The sequence below is a fragment of the Pseudomonas sp. KB_12 genome (genome assembly GCF_052114545.1).
GTDB lineage: Bacteria > Pseudomonadota > Gammaproteobacteria > Pseudomonadales > Pseudomonadaceae > Aquipseudomonas > Aquipseudomonas brassicacearum.
Window position 1 is genome coordinate 114,434 of the sequence record NZ_JBFREY010000013.1, and the last position, 25,012, is coordinate 139,445.

Annotated in this window: 24 protein-coding genes; 16 read left to right on the forward strand and 8 right to left on the reverse strand. The window is 60.8% G+C overall.

The features are described from left to right. Nucleotides 1–680: 680 nt before the first annotated feature. Nucleotides 681–1,718 carry an alpha/beta hydrolase family protein gene (locus AB4Z20_RS13005; protein ID WP_253478558.1) on the reverse strand — a complete coding sequence of 346 codons (1,038 nt, stop codon included), beginning with the start codon at nt 1,716–1,718 and terminating at the stop codon, nt 681–683. Between the two features lie 185 nt (nt 1,719–1,903). Then, nucleotides 1,904–2,512, reverse strand: a complete 609-nt coding sequence (locus AB4Z20_RS13010) for an FMN-dependent NADH-azoreductase (RefSeq protein ID WP_214510242.1) — start codon at nt 2,510–2,512, stop codon at nt 1,904–1,906. Between the two features lie 129 nt (nt 2,513–2,641). On the opposite strand from AB4Z20_RS13010, the gene AB4Z20_RS13015 reads away from it, so the two are divergent. Both AB4Z20_RS13015 and AB4Z20_RS13020 read left to right on the forward strand, forming a co-directional pair. Beyond that, on the forward strand, nt 2,642–3,550 hold the full coding sequence (locus tag AB4Z20_RS13015) for a LysR substrate-binding domain-containing protein (RefSeq protein ID WP_214510241.1): 909 nt from the start codon (nt 2,642–2,644) through the stop codon (nt 3,548–3,550). Continuing rightward, nucleotides 3,547–3,897 carry an MmcQ/YjbR family DNA-binding protein gene (locus AB4Z20_RS13020; protein ID WP_013693486.1) on the forward strand — a complete coding sequence of 117 codons (351 nt, stop codon included), beginning with the start codon at nt 3,547–3,549 and terminating at the stop codon, nt 3,895–3,897. Before AB4Z20_RS13015 ends, AB4Z20_RS13020 begins: the two co-directional genes overlap by 4 nt. Before the next feature lie 4 nt (nt 3,898–3,901). Here the strand turns inward: AB4Z20_RS13020 and AB4Z20_RS13025 are convergent, their stop codons facing one another. Next, the gene (locus tag AB4Z20_RS13025; RefSeq protein ID WP_442090050.1) at nt 3,902–4,321 is read right to left on the reverse strand and encodes a DUF1294 domain-containing protein; all 420 of its coding nucleotides are present in this window, start codon (nt 4,319–4,321) and stop codon (nt 3,902–3,904) included. Beyond that, on the reverse strand, nt 4,318–5,148 hold the full coding sequence (locus AB4Z20_RS13030) for an undecaprenyl-diphosphate phosphatase (RefSeq protein WP_214510239.1): 831 nt from the start codon (nt 5,146–5,148) through the stop codon (nt 4,318–4,320). The genes AB4Z20_RS13025 and AB4Z20_RS13030 overlap by 4 nt, the downstream gene beginning before the upstream one ends. Nucleotides 5,149–5,421: 273 nt before the next feature. On the opposite strand from AB4Z20_RS13030, the gene AB4Z20_RS13035 reads away from it, so the two are divergent. From AB4Z20_RS13035 to AB4Z20_RS13075, 9 genes are all read left to right on the forward strand, one after another. Continuing rightward, entirely contained in the window at nt 5,422–7,056 is a 1,635-nt protein-coding gene (locus AB4Z20_RS13035; RefSeq protein ID WP_253475255.1) for a methyl-accepting chemotaxis protein, read from the forward strand. Nucleotides 7,057–7,321: 265 nt separating this feature from the next. Then, a complete protein-coding gene (pnuC, locus tag AB4Z20_RS13040) occupies nt 7,322–7,885 on the forward strand; it encodes a nicotinamide riboside transporter PnuC (RefSeq protein WP_214510237.1) in 564 nt (187 codons plus the stop codon). Further along, nucleotides 7,882–8,406, forward strand: a complete 525-nt coding sequence (locus AB4Z20_RS13045; RefSeq protein ID WP_253478561.1) for an AAA family ATPase — start codon at nt 7,882–7,884, stop codon at nt 8,404–8,406. The genes pnuC and AB4Z20_RS13045 overlap by 4 nt, the downstream gene beginning before the upstream one ends. Before the next feature lie 322 nt (nt 8,407–8,728). Next, nucleotides 8,729–9,175, forward strand: coding sequence for a hypothetical protein (locus AB4Z20_RS13050; RefSeq protein WP_253475258.1), 447 nt, complete (start codon nt 8,729–8,731; stop codon nt 9,173–9,175). 1 nt (nt 9,176) lies between these two features. Next, nucleotides 9,177–9,755, forward strand: coding sequence for an adhesin (locus tag AB4Z20_RS13055; RefSeq protein WP_442090051.1), 579 nt, complete (start codon nt 9,177–9,179; stop codon nt 9,753–9,755). Between the two features lie 59 nt (nt 9,756–9,814). Next, nucleotides 9,815–10,807 carry a heme utilization protein gene (locus AB4Z20_RS13060; protein WP_214510234.1) on the forward strand — a complete coding sequence of 331 codons (993 nt, stop codon included), beginning with the start codon at nt 9,815–9,817 and terminating at the stop codon, nt 10,805–10,807. 138 nt (nt 10,808–10,945) lie between these two features. Further along, nucleotides 10,946–11,626 carry a C39 family peptidase gene (locus tag AB4Z20_RS13065; protein WP_253475263.1) on the forward strand — a complete coding sequence of 227 codons (681 nt, stop codon included), beginning with the start codon at nt 10,946–10,948 and terminating at the stop codon, nt 11,624–11,626. A gap of 59 nt (nt 11,627–11,685) precedes the next feature. Then, nucleotides 11,686–12,432 (forward strand): hypothetical protein, encoded by a 747-nt coding sequence (locus AB4Z20_RS13070; protein WP_320388717.1) that lies wholly within the window; start codon nt 11,686–11,688, stop codon nt 12,430–12,432. A 56-nt stretch (nt 12,433–12,488) separates the two neighbouring features. Beyond that, nucleotides 12,489–13,772: an autotransporter domain-containing protein gene (locus AB4Z20_RS13075; protein ID WP_214510231.1), complete on the forward strand. Its 1,284-nt coding sequence runs from the start codon at nt 12,489–12,491 to the stop codon at nt 13,770–13,772. A 164-nt stretch (nt 13,773–13,936) separates the two neighbouring features. Here AB4Z20_RS13075 and AB4Z20_RS13080 read toward each other — a convergent pair whose 3' ends face one another. After that, on the reverse strand, nt 13,937–15,262 hold the full coding sequence (locus AB4Z20_RS13080; RefSeq protein WP_214510230.1) for a sigma-54 dependent transcriptional regulator: 1,326 nt from the start codon (nt 15,260–15,262) through the stop codon (nt 13,937–13,939). A 341-nt stretch (nt 15,263–15,603) separates the two neighbouring features. Between AB4Z20_RS13080 and AB4Z20_RS13085 the strand changes: the two genes are divergently transcribed. The 3 genes from AB4Z20_RS13085 to nhaB all read left to right on the forward strand — a co-directional run bounded on the left by AB4Z20_RS13085 (nt 15,604) and on the right by nhaB (nt 18,940). Continuing rightward, a complete protein-coding gene (locus tag AB4Z20_RS13085) occupies nt 15,604–15,870 on the forward strand; it encodes a hypothetical protein (RefSeq protein ID WP_214510229.1) in 267 nt (88 codons plus the stop codon). Between the two features lie 183 nt (nt 15,871–16,053). Further along, nucleotides 16,054–17,343: a hypothetical protein gene (locus AB4Z20_RS13090; RefSeq protein ID WP_253475269.1), complete on the forward strand. Its 1,290-nt coding sequence runs from the start codon at nt 16,054–16,056 to the stop codon at nt 17,341–17,343. 94 nt (nt 17,344–17,437) lie between these two features. Then, nucleotides 17,438–18,940 (forward strand): sodium/proton antiporter NhaB, encoded by a 1,503-nt coding sequence (nhaB, locus tag AB4Z20_RS13095; RefSeq protein ID WP_253475289.1) that lies wholly within the window; start codon nt 17,438–17,440, stop codon nt 18,938–18,940. Nucleotides 18,941–19,135: 195 nt separating this feature from the next. On the opposite strand, the gene AB4Z20_RS13100 is transcribed toward nhaB, so the two are convergent. From AB4Z20_RS13100 to gnd, 3 genes are read right to left on the reverse strand one after another with little or no spacing between them, the layout of a single operon-like run. After that, nucleotides 19,136–19,957 carry an HAD family hydrolase gene (locus AB4Z20_RS13100; protein WP_253475292.1) on the reverse strand — a complete coding sequence of 274 codons (822 nt, stop codon included), beginning with the start codon at nt 19,955–19,957 and terminating at the stop codon, nt 19,136–19,138. Then, on the reverse strand, nt 19,954–21,474 hold the full coding sequence (gene zwf, locus AB4Z20_RS13105; RefSeq protein WP_092142803.1) for a glucose-6-phosphate dehydrogenase: 1,521 nt from the start codon (nt 21,472–21,474) through the stop codon (nt 19,954–19,956). Before zwf ends, AB4Z20_RS13100 begins: the two co-directional genes overlap by 4 nt. Then, on the reverse strand, nt 21,471–22,475 hold the full coding sequence (gene gnd / locus AB4Z20_RS13110) for a phosphogluconate dehydrogenase (NAD(+)-dependent, decarboxylating) (protein WP_442090063.1): 1,005 nt from the start codon (nt 22,473–22,475) through the stop codon (nt 21,471–21,473). The genes zwf and gnd overlap by 4 nt, the downstream gene beginning before the upstream one ends. A gap of 250 nt (nt 22,476–22,725) precedes the next feature. Between gnd and AB4Z20_RS13115 the strand changes: the two genes are divergently transcribed. Continuing rightward, nucleotides 22,726–22,899, forward strand: a complete 174-nt coding sequence (locus tag AB4Z20_RS13115) for a DUF6026 family protein (protein WP_170845969.1) — start codon at nt 22,726–22,728, stop codon at nt 22,897–22,899. 367 nt (nt 22,900–23,266) lie between these two features. After that, complete coding sequence (locus tag AB4Z20_RS13120; protein WP_253475298.1) at nt 23,267–25,006, forward strand: phosphoethanolamine transferase CptA; 1,740 nt, start codon at nt 23,267–23,269, stop codon at nt 25,004–25,006. Nucleotides 25,007–25,012: the final 6 nt, after the last annotated feature.

Here is a 25,012-nt window from a genome sequence, read left to right on the forward strand (position 1 = left end):
AAAGCAAAGCAAAGCAAAGCAAAGCAAAGCAAAGCAAGAGCGCGACACGTCCAGCATCTATGTAGCTGAGCCACCGCCATCGCGAGCAAGCTCGCTCCCACATTGGATCTTCATCAGATACAAAATCCATGTGCACCGCAAAACCTGTGGGGCCTGTGATGAACACAAGACTCATAAACACCCAAGATCACCTGTGGGAGCGAGCTTGCTCGCGATGAGGCCGGTACATCCAACATCGCCGCAAACTGATACTTCGCCTTCGCGAGCAGGCTCGCTCCCACAGGAGAAACGCGGTCTCCATCAAGAGTCAGGTCGGCTGTTAGGCCGCCTCGCGGTTGACGTTGATCTCGGCGCCCCGTTAACCACGCTGGCTAAACGAAGGTATTGCGCAGTGGGCAACCCGGCATGGATGCCGGGTTAGCCGCGCTGGGCCATGGATGGCCCTTCGCGGCGGCCCACGGAGCAATGCCTTCGTTCAGGCATGCCGAGCCTAAGCGAGGCACCGAGTGGTGGGGCAGAAGCGTTTTGGTTACTTTTGCGCTTCTCAAAAGTGACCCGCCGTCAGGGCGGAACCCTAAGCCGCCGTTACCGCAGAAATGGATATACACACCATCCTTACGTAAAAACCATGCCCCTCGGAACAGAAGATCAGAATCTCCGGGAACGCTTAAGTGAACAGCTTATTGATCAGCCGTCCTCATCCCCGCCCGGGTCGGCTTGCCCAAAGCCTCGCCGAAGAAGCGGCTGGCCTCGGAGATCATGGTGCGGTGGATGTCCTTGCGGTCGACACCGTCAGCATCCGTGCAAAGCGCCGGCATCGCGGCGATCTGCTCGTCGGTGCACGGTGCCAGGAAAACAAAATGCCCCGCACCGGCCAGGGTCTTGAAGTCCGGTGCAGTGGGCAGCTTGCGGGCCAGAGCGGCGGCATTCTTGTCGAAGGCCACGAGTTTGTCGCCATCGCCGCTGTACAGCAGCACCGGCACATGGACATCAGCCAGGGTATGGCGGCCAAACTTCAGGCTCAACGGCGCCATCAACAACAATGCCCGGACCCTGGGGTCAGCCACCGGTTGCAGATCATCGCGGTCAGCAATCAGTTCGCCCTGGGTATTGCAGGCGTCACGGTCGTCCGGCCGCTCCACGCAGTAGCGGCGCAGACGATTGAGGTCCGGCGTCGCACCGGACAGGATCAGCGCGGTTTCGCCGCCGGCCGAATAGCCGATCACCCCGACCTGCCCGGCGTTGACGAACGGCGAGAGCATCGGGTCATTGAGCGTGGCGGTGATGGCTTCGGAAATCTGGATCGGCCGCCCGTACAGGTTGCTCAGGGTGCCAAGCCGGCTGTGATCCTGGGCGTTGTCGCCGGGATGAATCACCGCCACCACGACAAACCCCTTGCGCGCCAGGGAGGTGGCCAGGTCATGCAGGGCCAGCGGCGTACCGGTATTGCCATGGGACAGCATCAACAGCGGAAAGCGGCCGATGGCGATCTGGGCGTCTGGCGCGGCATCGATCTGGTAGCCACCCAGCAGGCTGGACTGTTCCCGGTCTGTGGACGGATAAAAGGCGATGGCGTGCATCGGCTGCTCATCCAGAGGATCGAGAAAACTCAGCTCATGGAAACCGGCGCTCCAATGCGGATGTGGCCCCGGTGCGGCCTGCACTGAACCGAGACTGGCAAACAAGCAAAGCAGCAGCGCTGCACCAAAACGCATCATCGAATCATCCACCTTCACCAGCGCACGGGAAGGCCCCGTCGCTCGCAGTCTTGGCCGTGCATAACCTGCGCCAGAAATCCAGGCGCCGAACGCAGTAAAACCCTGCATCCCGGCCATCCAATGACGACGAGAATACAGGGTTTTACGAAGGTTGCCCCAATAGCTTTGGTGCCTTTATGCGGGTTTTACGCGGCGGCGAACTGCTGGCCGATTTGCAACGCGGCTTCGCTCATGGCTTTGGTGCGCATGTCGTCACCGTAGGCCAGGCCTTCGGCACGGACAACTTCGATATCGGTGATGCCGAGGAAACCGAACACCAGCTTGAGATAGTCCTCGTGACCCACGCCGCTCGGTTGGCCGGCATGCAAACCACCCGAGGTGGAAACGATCACCAGTTTCTTGCCACCACACAGGCCTTCAGGACCGGCTTCGGTGTAGCGGAACGTCTGGCCGGCCACGGCAATGCGGTCGATCCAGGCCTTGAGCTGGGTCGGAATGCTGAAGTTGTACATCGGCGCGGCGATGACCACCGCATCAGCCGCCAGGAACTCAGCCATTGCCGACGCGCTGAGATCGGCTTCGTGCTTGAGAGCTGCGTCGCGCAATTCGGCGCTGGTGCCGGCGGCAACTAGCGTCTGGGCGGAAAAATGGCTGATGGCGTCAGCGGCCAAGTCGCGGTAAGTCACCGTGATGCCTGGTTCCGCGGCTTTCCAGGCTTCAACCACTTCACGGCTCAATTGGCGGGAAGCGGAGTTGTCGCCCAGGATGCTCGAATCGATGTGCAGCAGTTTCATGTCAGTGCTCTCCAAGTGAGGACCGCAACCGGGCGATCAATTGGCGACAATCCTATCGATGAAGCCAATGATCGATAAGTCAGCACAAATGCGATAGTTTGTCCCACTGACAGGACAATCGAGTTCAACATGCAAGACCTCAATGACTTGTACTACTTCGCCAAAGTCGTCGAAGCCGGCGGTTTCGCGGCGGCCGGACGGTTGCTGGGCATTCCCAAGTCCCGATTGTCGCGGCGTATCGCCGAGCTGGAAGAACGCCTCGGCGCCCGGTTGCTTCAGCGCACCACCCGCCAATTGAAATTGACCGCGGTCGGCGAACGTTATCTGCGCCATTGCCAGGCCATGTTGCTGGAGGCCGAGATGGCCGACGAAGCGGTGGCGAGCATGTCCAGCGAACCCCGCGGCCGATTGCGGGTGTCGAGCCCGGTGGGCCTGGCCCACCAGTTCCTGCCGGTGATAATCGAAACCTTCCTGGTGAAATACCCTTTGGTGCAACTGGACATGACCCTGCTCAACCGGCGGGTGGACTTGATCGGCGAAGGTATCGACGTGGCGTTGCGCGTGCGCGATCTGGGGGACGAGGATCCCTTGCTGATGACCCGGCGCCTGCGCCAGGCGCGGCTGATGATGGTTGCCAGCCCGGCCTTTGTCGAAGGACGGCGGATCGAAACCCCGGATGACCTCAAACAGTTGCCGGTGCTGGGGGCATTGGAAGCCGATCGCCAGGTGCACCTGCGCCTGGTCAGCGCCGATGGGCAGCGTGTGGAACTGAGCCTGGAAGCCCGCCTGGGCATCGACGACTTCATTGTGCGCCGGGCCTGCACGCTCGCCGGCCTGGGCTTCACTTTATTGCCAAGCATGTATTGCGAGCAGGAATTGCAGGACGGCACACTGGTGGAACTCTTGCCTGGATGGTCATCGCCCGATGGCTGGCTCCAGGCGGTCTACCCGCATCGGCGCGGCATGCTGCCAGCGGTGCGTGCATGGATCGATCATTTGGTGGAAGCCTTCGAGGGCTGTGGAGATAGAACGATATGAGGTTGAGCGAAGAGGATGTCGCGCAGTTTTGCCTGGGCCTGCCCGGCGCCAGGGAGGACTACAAATGGGGCGGCGTACGCGTGTTTTCCATTGCCGGGAACAAGATGTTCGCCCTGCAGGGCCTGCGAGGCGACTCGCTGGCGTTCAAGGTCGACAAGGATCTGTTCCTGGGCCATTGCGACCGGCCAGGCATTCATCCCGCGCCTTACCTGGCGCGGGCCCAGTGGGTCATCATGCAAGTGCCCTACCCGCTGGGGGCCGAAGAGCTGCGTGGCCTGCTGCAACGCTCACACCAATTGGTGGTCAGCAAATTGCCCAAGCGCACGCAGGTGGGCTTGTTGCTCTAGCCATTCAGAACAGATAGCTGCCCAGGAACAACTGGTCGATCCAGAACACCTGGTGCAGCAGCACGATGAACCAGAACACGATCTGAAACGACACTTTGCGGGTCTTGTGGCGAAACAGCTGCTGGGCCAGCAAGGCTCCGGGCCAACCGCCGGCCAGCTCCACCGCATGCAGCACGTTCTCCGGGGTGCGCCAGGTGTCAGCGCGTGCCTTGCGCTTGTCGCTCCAGTACAGCAGGAACGCCACCACACTGACGACGCCATAAGCCACCATCGGCACCCACGACACCGCCCGCAGCCCGAACAGCAGCGAACCGAACACCGGCAAGGCACAGAGCAGCGCAAACACCATCAGTTTGAGTCGCAGGTGCTGCACGGTGCCTTCAGCATTGCGCCCGGCACGTTTGCGGCTGCCTGATTCGTTCATGGCTTGGCAGCGGTCCAGTCCACCCAGCCGAACTGCCAGGTTGCCAGGATCAACAGGCCGAAGGCGATTCGATACCAGGCGAACACGGCGTAGCTGTGGCTGGCGATGAATCGCAGCAGGCCCTTGACCGCAATCATGGCGAAAATGAACGCCGTGACGAAACCAATGGCGAACACCGGGAAATCCGCCGGGACGAACAATTCACGGTATTTGTAGCCCGAGTAGACTGCCGCGCCGACCATGGTCGGCATCGCCAGGAAGAACGAAAACTCGGTAGCGGTTTTACGCGACAGCCCGAACAGCAGGCCACCAATGATGGTCGCACCGGAGCGGGAGGTGCCTGGGATCATCGCAATGCATTGAGCCAGGCCGACCTTCAGCGCGTCTTTCCAGGAGATCTCGTCCACCGTTTCAGCGTGCACCTGGTGCTGGCGCTTCTCGGCCCAGAGCATCACCAGACCGCCCACCACCAACGCGGTGGCCACCGTGATCGGGTTGAACAGGTAGTGGTGGATCCAGTCGGCAAACAGCACACCCAAGACCACAGCGGGCAGGAAGGCGATCAGCAGGTTGGCGGTAAAGCGGCGGGCGCTGGGTTGCGTCGGCAGGCCCAGCACCACGTCGAAGATCTTGCGCCGGAACTCCCAGACCACCGCCAGGATCGCGCCAAGCTGGATGATAATGTTGAACGCCATCGCGCGCTCGCCGCCGAACTCAAGCAAGTCGGCGACAATGATCTGGTGCCCGGTGCTGGAAATCGGCAGAAATTCCGTCAAGCCTTCCACTACGCCAAGAATCAATGCCGAAAAGGCAGTCCACAAATCCATTCATCCCCCAAAAAAGACGCTGTTCGTGCAGGTCTTATCAATATTCAAGTGTCATGCAGGTGTCGCCGCAGCGGGTGCACGATAACCGCGACCTTTCAAAAAAAACCAATGAAAAATGAGAACCGGCTCAGGTTTTACGCTGCGGGGCCGAAATCCTATCAGACAAGCCCTGATAACGCTGCCGCGTTGTGACTCAGGTCAATTACCGATAGCGACCGGGCGCTACAGTGCCGGTCGTCGATACGACAAGAATAAAAACCGGAGTGACAGCGTATGAATAGCTTGCGCAGTGTGTCGATCAGCCGACGCTTGTGGCTCATCCTGGTCGTGGCCATCGTGATGTTGTTCACGCTCGGCGCCTTGATGCTTAATCAGATCCACAACGACCTCTACCAAGCCAAGGTGCAGAAAACCCAGCACGTGGTGCAGACCGCCAGCGGCGTGCTGACTTACTACCAAGGCCTGGAAGCTGCCGGCACCCTGACCCGTGACGCCGCGCAAAAGCAGGCCCTCAGCGCCGTGCGTGGCCTGCGCTATAACCAGAGTGACTATTTCTGGATCAACGACCTGACGCCGGTCATGATCATGCACCCGACCAACCCGAAACTTGAAGGCCAGAACCTCTCGGCCATCCGTGACCCGAACGGCTATGCGCTGTTCAACGAGATGGTTGCCATCGCCAAGTCCAAGGGCGCCGGCATGATAAACTACCTCTGGCCGAAACCGGGCGCCGAGGCCCCGGTGGGCAAGACCTCCTACGTCCAACTGTTCGAACCCTGGGGCTGGATCATCGGCTCAGGCGTGTACGTGGATGACGTCCAGGCCGAGTTCCAATCCCAGGTGATCAAGGCCTCGGTGGTCGGCCTGGTCATCACCCTGCTCATGGGCCTGCTGTTGACCCTGATCGTGCGCAGCATCGTCGGCCCGTTGCAGGAAACGGTCAACGCCATGGCCAACATCGCCAGCGGCGAGAGTGACCTGACCCGCACCCTCGACACCCACGGCCAGGACGAAGTGACCCAATTGGCGCGGCATTTCAACGCCTTTACCGCCAAGTTGCGGCACGTGGTGACCCAACTGCAAGCTTCGGCCAGCGCACTGGGGCAATCCTCCAGTGAATTGGGCAACGACGCCACCCAGGCCCAGGAACGCAGCCAGCAGCAGTCACAACAAATGGAGCTGGTGGCGACCGCGATCAATGAAGTGACCTATGGCGTGCAGGACGTGGCCAAGAACGCCGAGCACGCGGCCAGTGAGATGCGCGACGCCGAATCCCAGGCCCAGCAAGGCCAAGTCAACATCGACGGCAGCTTGCAGCAGATCGACCGCCTGTCCCAGACCATCGACCAGGCGGTGGAAGTGATCCGCACCCTGGCGAGTGAAAGCACCCAGATTGGCAGCGTGCTGGAGGTGATTCGCTCCATTGCCGAGCAGACCAACCTGCTGGCCCTCAACGCCGCGATCGAAGCCGCCCGCGCCGGCGAACAAGGCCGGGGCTTTGCTGTGGTCGCCGATGAAGTGCGGCTGCTGGCCCAGCGTACCCAGAAGTCCACCGCAGAGATCCAGGCGATGATCGAGCGCCTGCAAACCCATTCCGAAGCCGCCGTGAAAGTCATCAGCGACAGCAGCCGTGCTTCGCAACTGACCATCGAACAGGCCGGCCTGGCCGGTGCCAGCCTCAACGCCATCGGCCAGGCCCTGCGCAATCTCAACAGCCTGAACGCCTCCATCGCCAGTGCGACGTTGCAACAGGCCCATGTGGTGGAAGACATCAACCAGAACGTCACCCAGGCCGCTGGCCTGTCCCACAGCACCGCCATGGCCGCCGAACAGTCCAGCCAGGCAAGCACCCGCCTCAAGGCGTTGAGTGAACAGTTGAACGGATTGCTCACGCAGTTCCGGGTCTAAAGATCGGTAGACCACCCCTGTGGGAGCGAGCTTGCTCGCGATGGCGGTCGCACAATCAGCATTGATGCAAGCTGACCCACCGCTATCGCGAGCAAGCTCGCTCCCACAGTGGTTCTGTGTTGGTCTCTGGATTGGTGTCCACCGCAATCCCTTGTGGGAGCGAGCCTGCTCGCGATAGCGGTAGCCCGTTCAACAATGGTATTGGAGCTCTCCACGCCATAGCGTTTACAATCGCCGCCCTCTTCTATTTCCCCAAGGAACCGCCATGTCCGGGCTTGAACTGTTTGCCGCAGCCCTCGGCGTGATCGCTGTCTGGCTGACCGTCAAGCAGAACCCCTGGTGCTGGCCGATCGGCCTGGTCATGGTGTTGCTGTACAGCTGGATTTTCTTCGAGGTGAAGTTGTACTCGGACATGCTGCTGCAGGTTGTCTACGCGGTGCTGCAACTCTACGGCTGGTGGCAATGGACCCGTGCCGGGCACAATCATGATGGACGCCAGGTCAGCAGTCTCGGTGGGTCGTCGGTGCTGTTCGGCCTGGCTATCGGTGCGGCAGGCAGCCTGCTGTTGGGCGCCGCCATGGCCCACTGGACCGATGCCGCCCAGCCCTGGCTCGATGCCGCGCTCACCGGTTTCAGTCTCGTGGCCCAGTGGTGGATGGCGCAAAAACGCGTGCAATGCTGGCCGCTGTGGATTGCCCTGGACGTGATCTTCGTGGGCCTGTTCATCTACAAGGACTTGCACCTGACTGCCGCGCTCTATGCCCTGTTCACCCTGCTGGCCGTGCAAGGCTGGCGGGAATGGCGCGCCGACCCGGCCCTGCGCGCATGAAGGTGGTGGTGCTGACCGGCCCGGAATCCAGCGGCAAGAGTTGGCTGGCGGCGCAATTGCAGGAACACTTTGGTGGCGTGCGGGTGGATGAATACGTGCGCCATTTCATGGAGCAGACCCAACGCGATACCTGTCTGGCCGACATCACCGACATCGCCTCCGGCCAACTGGCCTGGGAAGATGAAGCGCGTGCCCACCGTCCGGCGCTGTTGATCCTCGACACGCACCTGCTGAGCAACATCCTCTGGAGCCAGACCCTGTTTGGCGACTGCCCGGGCTGGCTCGAGCCGGCCCTGCTGGCCCGCCATTATGACCTGCACCTGCTGCTGAGCCCCGAGCAGGTCGAATGGACCGGCGACGGCTTGCGTTGCCAACCCGGGCTGGCAGAACGGCTGGCATTTTTTGAGGCGATCGAGGCCTGGCTGAGCGAACATCAGCGACCGTTCCAGGTCATTGAGGGCGATTGGGCGCAACGCCAACAGCAAGTGTTCGCCGCCGTTACCCAGCTGCTTCACGCTTGATCGCAGGGTGATCTGTTCCATTCTTGAAACAACGCAGTCGCTCCAAACCCGGATCCAACGCCGCTTCACCAAATTGCCATCAAGACTGTCAAGCTTCTGAAACACCCGCCCAAAAGCCTGGATCCAGAGCCCTGGGACAGTAGGTGACCGGTTGGTCACCATGCCCCTTGTCTCAGCGCTGAAACAGCCCGCCCACCCAGCATGCCATCAAAAAACACAACTCATTGAATTAAAAGGTATTTCAAAACTCGGCACGACACCTGCTCTGCCCCACTTCGCAACGCTGGACCAAGGCCAGCCCACCGAAGAAGGAATCGATGCCGTGGGGACTTTCGAGAGAAGTTTGACCTGTCTGCTGTTGATCAGCTGCGCCGCCAGCGCAACGCTCAGTCTGCCAGCACAGGCCGAGGGCAACGGCGTCATTGTGCTCAACCGTGACGTGCAGCCCATCGCAATTGGTCGCAATGGAGGCAAAGACCCCTACCCGACCACCGTCAATGCCAACCCCTCCGAACGCATCAACCAGGCAACCGCCAGCACCGAACTGAGCGATGGCGAATTCGCCAGCGTGGCCAGCGGCTCGTCGATCCGCAACACCGTCAACCCGAATACCGGCGTGCAAGGCCTGAACGTCGTGACCAACCCCAACGGCATGCCGGGCATGGGCGCCGGTCACGGTGGCGGCAGCGGCGGCGCGATCTCCGGCACCATCAACCGCTCGCTCAGTTCCGGCCTGGCCCCGCTGGGTCGGCTGGCGGGAGGCCAGTGAGATGAATCCAGCCCTCGTTCTCCTCGCCCTGTTAAGCCCTTGCCTGGCGCTCGCCGATCCGGCTGTGGCGGTGGTCAGTAGCGCCAACCTGCAGGATTCCGGCAGCCATTACACCGGCAACTTCAACGTCAACCAGGCCGCTGGCGACCAGATCCAGCAAACCAACACCCGGGCCATCGCCATTGGCAGCCACGCCCAGGCCAGCACCCGCGTGCAGCAACGCGTCGACACGCCGGCCGACCCTTCCATGAACGCCACCGCCCGTATCGGCGGCCACTCTTTCACCAACGGCAACGGTGTGCTGGGCGTCAACCAGTCCGCCGGGGACAACAACCAGATGGCCAATGTCATGCGGGTGGGCATCAGTGCCCATCCGCAGAGCATTGATGACAGCGCCCTGTCTCAACAGAACGTGGCGTTGCTACCGAACTCAGGAGCAACTGGCGCCCCAACCGGCAGTCGCCAGGTCGTTACCAGCGACCAGGCCTTCACCGGCAGCCGAGGGGTAATCCAGGTGAACCAGAGCGCAGGGGTGGGAAACCGTATGGCGAACACCCTGAGCATCCGGGTTGCTGATTGACCCGGAGGCTACATAAGAAAGTACTGACACTTAACCAACGACACGCAAGGAGAAACACCATGAAACCTACAATGGCAATCAAACCATTGGTTTTCGCTCTCGCCGCGGTCATGACAATGGCTGCACAGGCTGGAGGAAACGACAACAATAATGGCCATGGCAATGGTCACGGTCACGGCAATGGCCATCAGCAAGGGCCGACGCTGGATCAATTGCTCTCCATCAGTGCCGGCGCTGGGGCTACGGTGCTGGATGAGCAGAACAGCGACGGCAACGTGGTGACCAACCAGGCCACCAGAAACACCGCTGAAGCCACTGACTCGCTCAATGGCAGCAACGGCAACATGGGCGCCAACATTGCCGGCGGCGACGGCAACCAGCAAGACAACGCCGCCGCCCTGGCCACCGCCGACGAAAGCTTCATCTTCGGCTCGGCTGTCGCCGCCTCCAGCGCCACGCAGGTCAATAACAACAACTACGTCAAGAACAACTCGACGCAAAACAACGCCTCGCTCACCAATGCAGGCAACAATGGCTCCGGCAACATCGGCATCAACGTGACCGCCGGGAACTTCAACCAACAGAAAAACAACCTGGCCATCGCCGTATCCGGGGGCCGTGTCGCACAGGCCTCTGCCGCGGCTGACCAGTCCTCCACCGGGCTTGTGGTCGACAACAAAGGCGTGCGGACCTACAAGACCGACACCCTCACCAGCACCTACAGCGCCTCCGGCACGTTCAAGGCCAAAGGTACCGGTACCGCCGAAGACAACGATCACGGCGGCTGGGACAACAAAGGCGGCGGCTATGGCGGCGGTCACGATGACGACAAGTTCAAGTTCTCCGCCGTGGGGACCTTCGAGCTGGCCGGCAGCAACACCCAGCAGGTGCTGACCCGCGACGGTTGGAAAAACCCTGTGATCAACAACGCCACCATGACCAACTCCATGAACGGCTTCTCCGGTAACGGCGGCGCCAACGTGTCGGCAGGCGTGGGCAACCAGCAGAGCAACTCGCTGTCCATCGCTGCCGGCTGCAAGGCTTGCATGTAAAAAAGTACCACTGTGGGAGCGAGCTTGCTCGCGATGGCATTGGATCAGTGACCTTTGTGTTGCCTGACACGCGGCTATCGCGAGCAAGCTCGCTCCCACAGGGGGCTTTTTCCTGGATGCCCACTAGGCGTATTGATCATGCGTGTCACTGCCGTTTCCCTGCTGCTCTGCCTGGCCTGCGTGGCCGAAGCAGCGCAGATGCCGGTCGCCGCCCTGCCTGGCGGCATGCTGGTCTACAAACCGGTGCAAAGCGTACGCGAACGCAAATTCAGCGACATTGTCGAGCAGAAAACCGATTTCAGTTGCGGCGCCGCCGCGCTGGCCACGGTGCTGCGCCAGGCTTATTGGCTGGATGTCGATGAAGAGCACGTCATCAAAGGCATGTTGGTCAATGCCGACCAGAATCTGGTTCGCACCCAAGGGTTTTCCATGCTGGACATGAAACGCTACGTGGAAGCCATCGGCATGCGTGCCCGAGGCTACCGGATACCGCCAGAGAAACTCGAAGCGGTGACGATCCCGGTGGTGGTCCTGATGGAGATACGCGGCTACAAGCACTTCGTGGTCTTGCAGCGGGCCGACAAGCAATGGGTCTACATCGGCGACCCGGTGCTGGGCCACAAGCGCTACGCCCATGATGAGTTCGTCAAAGGCTGGAACGGCATCGTCTTTGCGATCGTTGGCCCAGGCTATGACAAGACCAATGCGCTACGCAGCCCTCCGCAACCACTGACCGCACGTAACAAGCTAGACGGTTTCAACCCGGTCAGGGATGCGGAACTGATGGATTTCGGCTTCATCCAGAGCGACTTTTTTTAATCGCCGACCAACTGCCAACAATAAGTACAAAAAGGAGCAGGACGCTCCGGGAGCAGCACATGAAAACCTCACACTGGCTGTCGCTGGCCTGCCTGCTCGCGACTGCCTCGGGCTATGCCCATGCCGGCTTCAAACCCATCGAAGTCAAGGACCAGGAGCTTGCCGAGCTGCGCGGTCGTTATGTCATGCCCGGCCGAGTCATCAGTTTCGGCATCGTCATGAGCAGTACCTGGCGCAACGCCAGCGGCGACTTGATCGGCGCCTCCAGCGCCATGCAGATCCAGGCCGCCACCGTCAAACCCGAGTTCTATGTCTCCACCATCAAGCAGGCCGGCAACGGCAGCCCCCCCGAACAGGGCAGCGGCAACATTACCGGTGGCGCAGGCCTTGGCACGGGCCAGGGGGTGACCCAGAGCGTACGCGCCGCCGGCGACGGCAACACGGCCTACAACAACGTCAACATCAACGTAAAAGAGAGCAACCAGGCACCGGCGCTCGCGCCTTCCCAAGGCCAGTTGCTGACCAAGGGCCAGACCATCAGCGGCAGCAACGCCGCCGGCAGTGTCGCGGTCACCGCCACCGGCAGCGGCGTGCAAATGGCGATCCAGGCCAGCCACAACCAGGGCAGCACCCTGCAACAAGTGGCTCAAGGCGGTTTGCTGCAAAACACCCGCCTGCTGGGCAACAGCAACCTGGTCAACAACATGACGCAGCTCAATGTGGTGCTGAACAATAACGGCCCCAGCGCCGGGGCATTGGACTGCAACCTGACTCAGTTACGTGGTCTTCGAAACCTCGGATATTGATCTACATTGATCAACGTTGATCGCCGATCAATGGGCAAATAAGGACGGCATATTTCATGTATCGATCCGTATCGTTGCGCGCTGTGATGTGTTTAAGCACGTTGTTCCCGGCGGCCGTGTTGCACGCGGCCCCGGATGCGGACATCGAGGCCCTGAAACAGGAACTTCTTGAGCTCAAGCAACGATACGAGGTCCAGCAAAGGGCCCTGGCGGTGCTTGAACAGCGGGTTCGCCAGGTGGAGGATCAACCCGCCGCGCCACCGCCCAAGCGCCTGGCCAAATCCCCGGCCGACATGAAAGGCAACCAGACCGTGGCCGGCGGTGCTGCGACAACGGCTGGCGGCAGCGGCTACGGGCAATCCCTGGCCGATGATTCCCAGCCGGCCCAGAGCGTCTCCAACCTCTATGACGAGGCCAGCGGCTTCTTCGGCGGCGGCAAATTCAGTTTCGAGACCGGCGTGACCTATTCGCGCTACGACACGCGGCAACTGATCCTCAATGGTTTCCTGGCCCTGGATTCGATTTTCCTGGGCAACATCAACCTCGACCGGATCAAGGCCGACACCTGGACGCTGGACCTCACCGGCCGTTATAACTTCGACAACCGCTGGCAGTTCGACCTCAACGTCCCGGTGGTCTACCGCGAGTCCACCTATCAGTCAGGCGGCGCAAACAACGGCGCAGCCGGCGTCACCAGCGAAGAAACCGTGACCCGCGATCCCACCATCGGCGACGTCAACTTCGGCATCGCCTACAAGTTCATGGATGAGTCGATCGACTCCCCGGACGCGGTGGTCACCCTGCGAGTCAAGGCTCCCACCGGCAAGGACCCGTTCGGTATCAAGCTGCGCCAATCCCAGGCCAACACCAATCTGTTCGTGCCTGACGACCTGCCCACCGGCAACGGCGTATGGTCGATCACGCCCGGGCTTTCGCTGGTCAAGACCTTCGACCCGGCGGTGCTGTTCGGCACCCTCTCCTACACCCATAACTTCGAAGAATCGTTCGATGACATCAGTTCCACAGTCAACCAGAAGGTGCCGGGCAAGGTGCAGATCGGCGACAGCTTCCAACTCGGCGCGGGCATCGCCTTTGCCTTGAACGAGAAGATGAGCATGTCGTTCTCGGTCTCTGACCTGATCCAAAAGAAAAGCAAGCTCAAACAGGACGGCGGCGACTGGGAATCGGTGGTCTCCAGCGACGCCAACGCCGGCTATTTCAACATCGGCATGACCGTCGCCGCGTCCGACAACCTGACCATCGTGCCCAACCTGTCCATCGGGCTGACCGACGATGCGCCGGATTTCACCTTTAGCCTGAAATTCCCGTACTACTTCTGACCCCCCTTGGGATATGTGATGGACACATATCCCAAGGGCACTGCACAACCCCTGTGGGAGCGAGCTTGCTCGCGATAAGGCCCTTTCAGTCAGCATTGATACTGAATGAAAGACCGCCATCGCGAGCAAGCTCGCTCCCACAAAGGTGTTTGTGCAGGCTTGAGTCAGCGGATCTGATGCTTGTGCAGCAGGCGATAGAACGTCGGCCGGGACACGCCCAGCACCCTGGCAGCCACGCTCAGGTTGTCGCTGTGACGGTTGAGTACATCGCTCAGGGCCTGGCGTTCGGCGCGGGTCTTGTAGTCCTCCAGCGTACCCATCGGTGCCGCGACGCCCTGGTGGCTGGCCAGGCCGAGGTCCCGGGCTTCGATTTGTCGCCCTTCGGCCAACACCAGACCGCGACGGACGCGGTTGGCCAGTTCCCGCACATTGCCGGGCCAGTCATGCATACCCATCGCCACCAATGCATCGTCGCTGAAGCTGCGGGGACGGCGACCGGTTTCCTGGCTGTAGAAATGGGAAAAGTGGCTGGCCAGCATCGCCAGGTCACCATGGCGTTCACGCAAGGGCGCCATCGCCACTTGCAGCACGTTCAGGCGGTAGTAGAGATCCTCGCGAAAACGCTTTTGCTCGATGGCCGCCTCAAGGTCCACATGGGTGGCCGCCAAGACCCGCACATCGACCGCGATCGGCTGGCTGCCACCGACCCGCTCAATGTGTTTTTCCTGCAGGAACCGCAGCAGGTTGGCCTGTAGCTCCAACGGCAGGTCGCCGATTTCATCGAGAAACAACGTGCCACCGTGGGCCGCCTCGATCCGCCCGATCTTGCGTTGGTGAGCCCCGGTGAACGCGCCCTTCTCATGCCCGAACAACTCGGACTGGATCAGGTGCTCCGGGATCGCGCCGCAGTTGATGGCGATGAACGGCTTGTTGCGCCGGTGAGACTGACAATGCAGGGTGCGCGCCACCAGTTCCTTGCCGGTACCGCTCTCCCCCCGAATCAACACCGGCGACTCGGCGGGCGCCAACTTGCTCAACAATTTGCGCAGTTCGCGAATCGGCCTGCTGTCGCCCAGCAGTTCATGTTCGGGCTGATCGATGTGGATCGAACCCTGCCCCCGCAGGCGCGCCATGCCAAACGCCCGGCCCAGTGTCACCTGGACCCTGGACACGTCGAAGGGCAAGGTATGGAAATCGAAAAACCATTCGCAGACAAAATCACCGACGTTTTGCAGGCGCAACACTTCCTGGTTGAGCACGGCGATCCATTCGGTGCCGCTACGGCTGATCAACTCCTTGACCGCTTCCGGGCGCTCCAGATGAAAAGGCTGCAAGCGCAAAAGGCCGACGTCACACGTCCGATCGCTGGCGTGTTCGAGGGAGCAACTGTCCACATCCCAGCCAATGGTGCGCAGACCTGGCAACAGGCGATGACAGTCATCGCAGGGATCAACCACGAGCAGACGACGTGACGTACTGGCTTCGATCATGACTGATCCTTGGCGTCAAAATAAGGAAATATGATTAGAAACAGTCGTTTGGCAGACCTGCATGTAACAGTAGCAAGAAGTTGACGCGCCCTTGTATCAATTGATTATCGAGATTGCTCCAAACTGGTTATAAGCAGGCGTTTCGTTAGTTATCTCAGGCCTGTTTGTTTCAGGGTGCTTTCAAACAAAAGCCCAAAAGCCTGGTCTGAAAGAAAATCGAAATTTATTTAAATAATGTGTGACCCGCCTGCGGGTTCGGGACATCAGTACAAGTAACCAGCCGCACGGTACGCCCAACCGACGGCACATCATTTGTTTGGGCACACTTAAGAGAAAACGCCATGAACGCCCCGCTCCGTATCAACGAAGCTCTTTTGATTGCCGACCGCGCATTCCGTCCTTTCCAATGCGTGGCCTGGGCTCCACAAGACGGTAACGGTGAACTTAGCCTGACCGTCATCGACCGCACCAATGCACATATTGGCCGCACTCAAATTCCAAGCAGCGCCTATACCGACCCGGTCCAACTGGCCGATCTGTTGAAACAGGCCCGGGCCGAACTGAGCCAGGAAGGCTACACATTGCAATCCTGGTCGATGCCTGAATAACCATCGATAAAGCCTGCTATCGATTGCAGGCTTGGCTCTGGGTTGTAAAGCCATCGTTATGGCACGAATCGCCGCCTTATCCGTAGAACATGACAGTTGTGCATTGTCACGTTCAGGGATTGAATGTTGCCCTCATGCAGTCGTCGCCCTTCCGGGCCGCTCGACACGCAAGGAGAGGCAGGCATGCTCGATCAGTTCGCGTTTGTGTCCCCCAGGGCCATGGCCCACGCCGGGCAACTTGACCCAGGCTTTGCCACCAACGGCAAAGCCTGGGTTCATTTCGAAGGCAGTACCTCGAGCCTGACCACCGGGCTGACCCTCGATCACGCCGGACAAATCCTGGTAGCAGCCAGGATCGAGACGGCCCACGGCAGTCGGTTCGGGCTGGCGCGACTCAACCACGACGGTGAGATCGACCCGGACTTCGGCACCCGCGGCTACGTGATCGGCGCGTTTGAACACGGTTTCGAAGCGACAGCGGGCAAGGTGATCGTGTTGCCCGATGGGCATATCCTGCTGTCCGGCCTGCACTACGAAAGCAACGACCACACCCTTCCCGCCCTGGCGCTGTTCGACCAGCAAGGCCGCGCCGTTGAAAGCTTCGGCAATGCCGGCCGGCACGTCATCAGGCTTTGCGGCAATCTCTCCCAAGGCCTGCGCGACCCCTGGCTACCGCCCGGCGTGCCGGGACTTGAGGCTTGCGACATGCAAGTGCAGGCCGATGGCCGGATCCTTGTGCTCGCCAACCACCACTATCAATTGTCCGATCATGTCGGCGTACTGATCCGGCTCTTGCCCGACGGGGCATTGGATACCTCGTTCAACGGTCGTGGTTTCGTGATGGTCCGGCGCTTGTTGAAAAATACCTGGCTCGGCTGCCTGCAGCTCCAGGCTGACGGCCATATTGTCGTCGGCGGCGCCATCGACTTGCCCCAGCATGGCTTGATTGCCCGTTATGACAGCAGCGGCAAACTCGATGACAGCTTCGGCGAAAACGGCTTCCTGTCCATCCTGGCCCAGGGGCACAGCGTGATGGTCAGCCAAATCGTTCAGGATGCGAGCGGTGATCTGCAGGTGTTCGGCAGCAGCCGTGATCCGATGCATAGCCTGTCCCTGAAAGTGCGCCCCGACGGCAAGCCGGACCGTCATTGCAACCAGGGTCAGTGCCAACTCATGGCGATCGGGCGCAATGCCAGTCAGTGGACCGCCGCCCAGCTTCAAGCGGACGGAAAACTGGTGACCGCCGGTGCCACGATCGGCGGTATCGAGGCCGATTTCGTACTTGCCCGACATCTGCCAGATGCCAGCCTCGACCCGGATTTCGGCCAAGGCAAAGGCTGGGTTCGCACTCGACTCGGCTACAGCCTGGACACCGCCACCACCCTGGCCATGCAGGCTGATGGAAGAATCCTGGTGGGCGGTTATTCGCTCCAGGGGCATTATCGAGCGGTGGTTGCGCGGTATTGGGCCTGAGTCGGATTTCGCGGGTGAACGGTATTTATTCTTACGCTTGATATTCCTCATTTCTTACGGCAAGTTGCGCGCTTCTAATTAAAAGGAGCAGCCGATGTCCGGTTCAATGGCTCAGGCTTTCGCGCACAATTTTCTGGGGCATTCCCCACGCTGGTACAAGGCGTGCATCATCACGTTCCTGATCCTCAATGCCGTAGTGCTATGGACCCTCGGCCCGGTCGTTGCCGGCTGGATGCTGGTGGTGGAGTTCATCTTCACCCTCGCCATGGCCCTTAAATGCTACCCGCTGATGCCTGGCGGCCTGTTGCTGGTCGAAGCCCTGGTGCTGGGCATGACCACGCCCAAGGCGCTGTACGACGAACTGCTGCATAACTTCCCGGTCATCCTGCTGCTGATGTTCATGGTGGCAGGGATCTATTTCATGAAGGATCTGCTGCTGTTCCTGTTCTCGCGCCTGCTCCTGGGCGTGCGCTCCAAGGCGCTGCTGGCCTTGATGTTCTGCTTTCTCTCGGCGTTCCTGTCGGCCTTCCTCGATGCCTTGACCGTCACCGCGGTGATCATCAGCGCCGCGGTGGGCTTCTATGCGGTGTATCACCGTGTGGCGTCGGGCAACGATCCGCGCCAGGACAGCAATGTCGATGAAGACCACGATCTGCCTTCGAGTCATCATGAAGATCTCAATCAGTTTCGGGCGTTTCTACGCAGCCTGCTCATGCATGGCGCCGTAGGCACGGCGCTGGGCGGCGTCTGCACCCTGGTAGGCGAACCACAGAACCTGCTGATCGGCCATGAAATGGACTGGCATTTTGTCGATTTTTTCCTGAAAGTCGCGCCGGTGTCGCTGCCAGTGCTGGCGGCCGGGCTGGTGACCTGCGTAGCCCTGGAAAAGCTGCGCTGGTTCGGTTACGGCACGCTGCTACCGGACAACGTACGTGCCGTGCTGGCCGACTACGCCGAGCAGGACAATCGTGAACGCACCTCACGCCAACGCGCCGCCCTGATCGTCCAGGGTATTGCCGCGCTGATCCTGATCGTGGGCCTGGCCCTGCACATTGCCGAAGTCGGCCTGATCGGCCTGATGGTCATCGTATTGATTACCGCCTTCACCGGCATCACCGACGAGCACAGGCTTGGCAATGCGTTCAAGGACGCCATGCCGTTCACGTCGCTGTTGGTGGTGTTCTTTGCGGTGGTGGCGGTCATTCACGACCAGCAGTTGTTTACGCCGCTGATCCAGTGGGTGCTGGGCCTGCCCGCCGACCGGCAGCCCGGCATGCTGTTCATTGCCAATGGCCTGCTCTCGGCCATCAGCGACAACGTGTTCGTGGCAACCATCTACATTACCGAGGTGAAGCAGGCCTTCGTCTCCGGCCACATGAGCCGCGAACAGTTCGAGACCCTGGCGGTGGCCATCAACACCGGCACCAACCTGCCGAGCGTCGCCACACCCAACGGCCAGGCTGCATTCCTGTTCCTGCTGACCTCGGCGATCGCCCCGCTGATTCGCCTGTCCTATGGCCGGATGGTCTGGATGGCACTTCCCTACACCGTGGTGATGGGTGGCTTGGGCTGGTATGCGGTGACTTACTGGTTGTAGAAATATTGCTGAGCTGAAGGAAAACCTGTGGCGGGGGAGCTTGCTGCCGCTGGGGTGTAGGAGCTGGCGAAGCCTGCGATCTTTTGATCTTTCGCTTGAGACTCAAGTAGCAGGGGAAAGATCGCAGCCTCGCTTCGCTCGTCAGCTCCTACAGGCCCAGCGGGAGCAAGCTCCCTCGCCACAAAGGGCCAAAGCTTATCGCGGCAAGATGTAGCGTTCGATCGCCAGCGCTGCGCCGTCGTCGATAACGGTGGCGGTCACGACATCCGCTTGACGCCGGATCGCCTCCTCCGCCTGCCCCATGGCAATCGACAATCCCGCGCGGTGGAACATCGCCGGGTCGTTGCCACCGTCGCCCATGGCCGCTGTCTGCTCCAGCGGCACATCGAGGAAGGCCGCCAGGGTCGACAGCGCTTCTCCTTTGTTCGCCTTCATGGCCGTCACATCCAGGTAGATCGGTTGCGAGCGCGACACCTGGGCCTGGCCCTTGAGCAGCGGATGCAGCCGCGCCTCCAGCTCCACCAGCAGGTCGGTGTTGGCGCTGGTGGCGACGATCTTGTCAATCCGCTCCAGGTACGGCTCGAAACTCTCGACTTCTACCGGTGGGTAACCCAGGCCACGCGTCTCCACCGGCACCATCGGACCGTTGGCGTCGCGCACCAGCCAGTCGCCATCGGCAAATACCCAGACTTCGATGCCGGGCTGATCGGCGTACAGGGCCAGTGTGGCCAGCGCCGCCTCGGGTGGCAGGTAGTGGACGGCAAGAAAGCTGCCATCGGGATGAACCAGCGTGCCGCCATTGAACGCCGCCGTGGGCAGGTCGACACCCAGGGCCTCGATCTGCTGCAGCATGGCCCGCGGCGGTCGCCCGGTGGCGAGGCTGAACAGCACACCGGCTTCGCGCAATGAGCGAACCGCCTCGACGGTGCGCTGGTTGAGACTGTGATCAGGCAGCAGCAATGTGCCGTCCATGTCGCTGAGCAGGAAACGGATGGGGGGCTTCACCAGATCATTCATCCGAGGCCATGCCAGACGCGACTGTCGCGGGTAAGCAATTCATCGGCGGCCGCCGGGCCATCTTCACCGGCCTTGTAGGGCTGGAATGCCGCGTCCTGCTGCCAGGCATCGAGGAATGGCTGCACGGCGCGCCAGCCGTTTTCGATGTTGTCAGCGCGCTGGAACAGCGTCTGGTCACCGGTCAGGCAATCGTAGATCAGGGTTTCGTAACCCGTGGATGGCTGCATTTCGAAGAAATCCTTGTAGGCAAATCCCAATTCGATATTGGCCATGTCGAGTGCCGGCCCCGGCCGCTTGGCCAGCAGGTCGAACCACATGCCTTCATTGGGCTGGATCTGGATTCTCAGGTACGTAGGTTGCAGTTCGTCGACTTCGGTGTCGCGAAACTGCGCGTAAGGCGCGGGCTTGAAGCAGATGACGATCTCCGTGTCCCGCACGCTCATGCGCTTGCCGGTACGCAGGTAGAACGGCACGCCAACCCACCGCCAGTTGTCGATCATGACCTTGAGGGCGACGTAGGTCTCGGTGCTGCTGTCGGGCGCCACGTTGGCCTCCTGGCGATAACCGTTTACCGCCTTGCCGCCGACTTCACCGGCAGTGTACTGGCCGCGGACCGAGTTGGCCCGGGCCTGCTCCACCGACCAGGGCCGGATCGCCCCGACGACCTTGGCCTTTTCCCCACGCACGGCGTCAGCACCAAACGCCGCTGGCGGCTCCATGGCCACCATCGCCAGCAGTTGGAAAAGATGATTGGGCACCATGTCCCGCAGGGCGCCGGTGTGTTCATAAAAACTGCCGCGGGTTTCCACGCCGACCGTTTCGGCGGCGGTGATTTGTACGTGGTCGATGTAGTGGTTGTTCCAGAACGCCTCGAACAGGCTGTTGGAGAAACGGCTGACCAGAATGTTCTGCACCGTTTCCTTGCCCAGGTAATGGTCGATGCGATAGATCTGCTTCTCGCTCATGACCTTGAGCAGGCAAGCGTTCAGCGCTTCGGCGGTGTGCAGATCGGAGCCGAACGGCTTTTCGATCACCACCCGCCGGAAGGCCCCCTCCTGCTCCTGAAGCAGCCCTGCCGCACCGAGGCGGCTGACCACTTCACTGAAAAAGCGCGGCGCGGTCGCCAGGTAGAAAACCGCGTTGCCGGTGCCGCTGGCGGCGATTTTCGCCGCCAGCGCCTGGTAGGTGCTCTCATCGAGGAAATCACCCTGGACGTAGCTGATGCCCTTGGCCAGCTTGGCCCACAGCACCGGATCGAGCGCCCGGTCGGCGTCGCCGCCCTTGCTCGCCGCTTCGTTACGGATGAAGTCCTCGAGTTTCTTGGCAAAATCCACATCGCTGATGGCGTTGTGGTCAACCCCGATGATGCGCAGCCCATCGCCCAGCAGACCGTCGCGACTGAGGTGGTAAAGCGCCGGCATCAGCAGACGCTTGACCAGATCGCCATGGGCGCCGAACAGAAACAACGTGGTCGGCGGCGCGGGTTCTGCCTTGGATTTGCTGCCGATCGAGGTCATTTTTTCGGCGTCTCCACGTGACCGCCAAAACCGAAGCGCATGGCCGAGAGCATTTTGTCACCGTACGTGCTTTGCTGGCGCGAGCGGAAACGGGCAAACAACGAACTGGACAGGACCGGAACCGGCACCGCTTGCTCGATGGCGGCCTCGATGGTCCAGCGCCCTTCACCGCTGTCGGCGACTTCGCCGGAAAAGCCGTCCAGTTTCGGATCGCTGGCCAGCGCGTCGGCGGTCAAGTCCAGCAACCAGGATGACACCACGCTGCCGCGACGCCAGACTTCGGCGATATCAGCCACGTTCAGGTCGAAGCGCTGCTCCGCTGGCAGGCTTTCGCTGGATTTGGTCTTGAGGATGTCAAAGCCCTCGGCGAAGGCCTGCATCATTCCGTATTCGATGCCGTTGTGGATCATCTTCACGAAATGCCCCGAACCGGCCGGGCCCGCGTGGATGTAGCCACGTTCGGCGCGGTCATCGTCGGATTTGCGATCACGGGTGCGCGGGATGTCGCCCATACCCGGCGCCAGGCTGTCGAACAGCGGGTCCAGGCGCTTTACCACTTCGGCATCACCGCCAATCATCATGCAATAACCGCGCTCCAGGCCCCAAACGCCACCGGAGGTGCCAACATCGATGTAGCTCAGGCCTTTTTCCGACAGGGCCTGGGCGCGACGAATGTCGTCCTTGTAGTACGTGTTACCGCCGTCAATGATCACATCGCCCGGCTCCAACAGTTCGCTGAGGACGTTGATGGTGTCTTCGGTGGGTGCGCCGGCCGGCAGCATGACCCAGACCGCCCGTGGTGTCTCCAGGCCGGCGACCAGTGCTGGCAGGTCCGCGACGCCCGTGGCGCCTTCCTGGCGCAGGTTTTCGACAAAAGCGGCATTGCGGTCATAGACGACGGTGGTGTGCCCATTGAGCATCAGGCGCCGCGCAATATTGCCGCCCATGCGGCCCAGTCCAATGATCCCGAGTTGCATGTTCTGATGCTCCCTACTACAAATAAAGGTGTGTCAAAGATTTAACACTATCGACTAATGGAGGTTAGTCCAGAGCATTGCTGCATAGTTTCCGGGTAATTCGAGCGATCACAAGGGATAACGCTCAAGATCCGGCCGAAGGCACAGCGACCATGAAAAATAAAAAAGTTCCAATCACAAGCAAAAGAAATCAGAATCGGCGCCGATAGTAGAGGTGTCGACCAAATACTGGCGACATCTCTATAGTTGATGTACGCCATTTGCGAGGTGAGCAATGGGCCCTGTCGTTACCGCACGTCCTCCTCAAACCCTTTATGTGACCATTCGTCGCGATGAATTGCGCCTACTCAAGGAAGAACGCGATCTACTGCTTGATGAAGTGACGCAGTTGCGCATGCAGTTGCAATACGCACAGCTGCCCCACCAGAGCCAGTCCCTGGCTCGGTAACCGCCCCAGAAGCACAGCGCCAGGAAGTGACACTGGCCAAACCGGTGTCATTTCCATGCGAGTCCGCCATGTGTGTTTGTGGCGAGGAGATTTGTCCCCGCTGGGCTGTGGGAGCAAAGCTTGCTCGCGAAACAGGCACCCCGGTCCCTGAAAGACTGCATCGCCTGCATCGCGGGCAAGCCTTGCTCCCACAAATAAATCCCTCACCCAAGGTGCGCTCGCACCCCGGTCACCGATTTATATCCGAAAAACTCACAAACTTTTCACAACCGGCTCGCAATACTCCCCGCCTTTAGGGTTGCTCGGCGTATGCCTGCGGTCACCAATCCGGTGCCGACAGCTTCGTCGACAAAGGCTGGAGCGCTTGATGAGTTTGTTCAAACGCAGCAAAACGACTGCGAAAGGTTTCGACTGGGCCGGGCTTGGCTGGCTGTTTCTGTTCTTCTGGTACTTCTCTGGCATCACCCAACTGCTCATTCTGTTGAGCGACACCTCCGGCTTCACCGGTTTTCGCCAAGCGTTCGTGATGAGCGCGGTGTGGCTGGCGCCCCTGCTGCTCTTCCCCGCCCGCACGCGCGTGCTCGCCGCCTTGATCGGCGTGGTGCTGTGGGCCTGCTCCATGGCTAGCCTGGGCTACTTCTTCATTTACCAGCAAGAATTTTCCCAGAGCGTCATCTTCATCATGTTCGAATCGAACGTGTCTGAAGCCGGCGAGTACCTGACACAGTATTTTGCCTGGTGGATGGTAGCGGCGTTCCTGGCCCACACCGCAGTCGGCTATTGGCTCTGGACCCGCCTGCGCCCGGTGTACCTGCCCCGGGGCCGGGCCATGGTCGCAGCAGTCGCCATTGTCTTGGCCGTGGTTGGTTATCCGCTGATCAAGCAGACCCAGCGTACCGGCAGCTTTGCCGGTGGCCTGGAGAAATTCGAAGATCGCATCGAGCCAGCCGTGCCATGGCAAATGCTCGTGGCCTATCGTCGCTACGGTGAACAGCTGGAGAACATGCAAGGCATGCTCCACAGCGCCAGCAAGATCCCACCCCTGAGCAACCTCAAGGATGCCACGGCAGAGCAGCCGGCCACCCTGGTGCTGGTGATCGGCGAATCCACCAACCGCCAGCGCATGAGCCTCTACGGTTACCCGCGGGAAACCACGCCTGAGCTGGACAAGCTCAAGGGCCAGCTGTCGGTGTTCGACAACGTCGTCACCCCGCGCCCCTACACCATCGAAGCCCTGCAGCAGGTGCTGACGTTCGCCGACGAGGAGAGTCCAGACCTGTACCTGAGCACCCCGTCGCTGGTGAGCATGATGAAACAGGCCGGCTACAAGACCTTCTGGATCACCAACCAGCAGACCATGACCAAGCGCAACACCATGCTCACGACCTTTTCCCAACAGGCCGACGAGCAGGTGTACCTGAACAACAACCGCAACCAGAATGCCGCGCAGTACGATGGTGATGTGATCGAGCCGTTCAACAAAGCCCTGGCCGACAGCGCCCCGCGCAAGCTGATCGTGGTGCATCTGCTCGGCACCCACATGAGCTACCAGTACCGGTATCCGCCGACCTTCAACAAGTTCACCGACCGCCAAGGCGTACCGGCGGGCCTGCGTGACGATCAGGTCCCGACCTACAACAGCTACGATAACGCGGTGCTGTACAACGACTTCGTCGTGTCCAGCCTGATCAAGGACTACGCCAAGACCGACCCCAACGGCTTCCTGCTGTACCTGTCGGACCACGGTGAAGACGTGTTCGACTCGCCAGGCCACGGCACACTGGGCCGTAACGAAGGCAAGCCGACCGCGCCGATGTACACCATCCCCTTCATGGCCTGGGCCTCGCCCAAGTGGCGCGAAAGCCATGACTGGAACTTTGCCGGCGACCTGTCGCGCCCCTACAGCAGCTCGCACCTGATTCACACCTGGGCAGACTTGGCAGGCTTGAGTTTTGATGAGCTGGACCACAGCAAGAGCCTGGTCAGCGCGGACTTCAAGGCGCGCCCGCTGTTGATTGGCGACCCCTATCAAACCCCACGCAAGGCCCTGATCGACTTCAGCCTGATGCAGCCCAAGGCACCGGCGGCCGCAGTCGTGCAGAAATAACCGAAA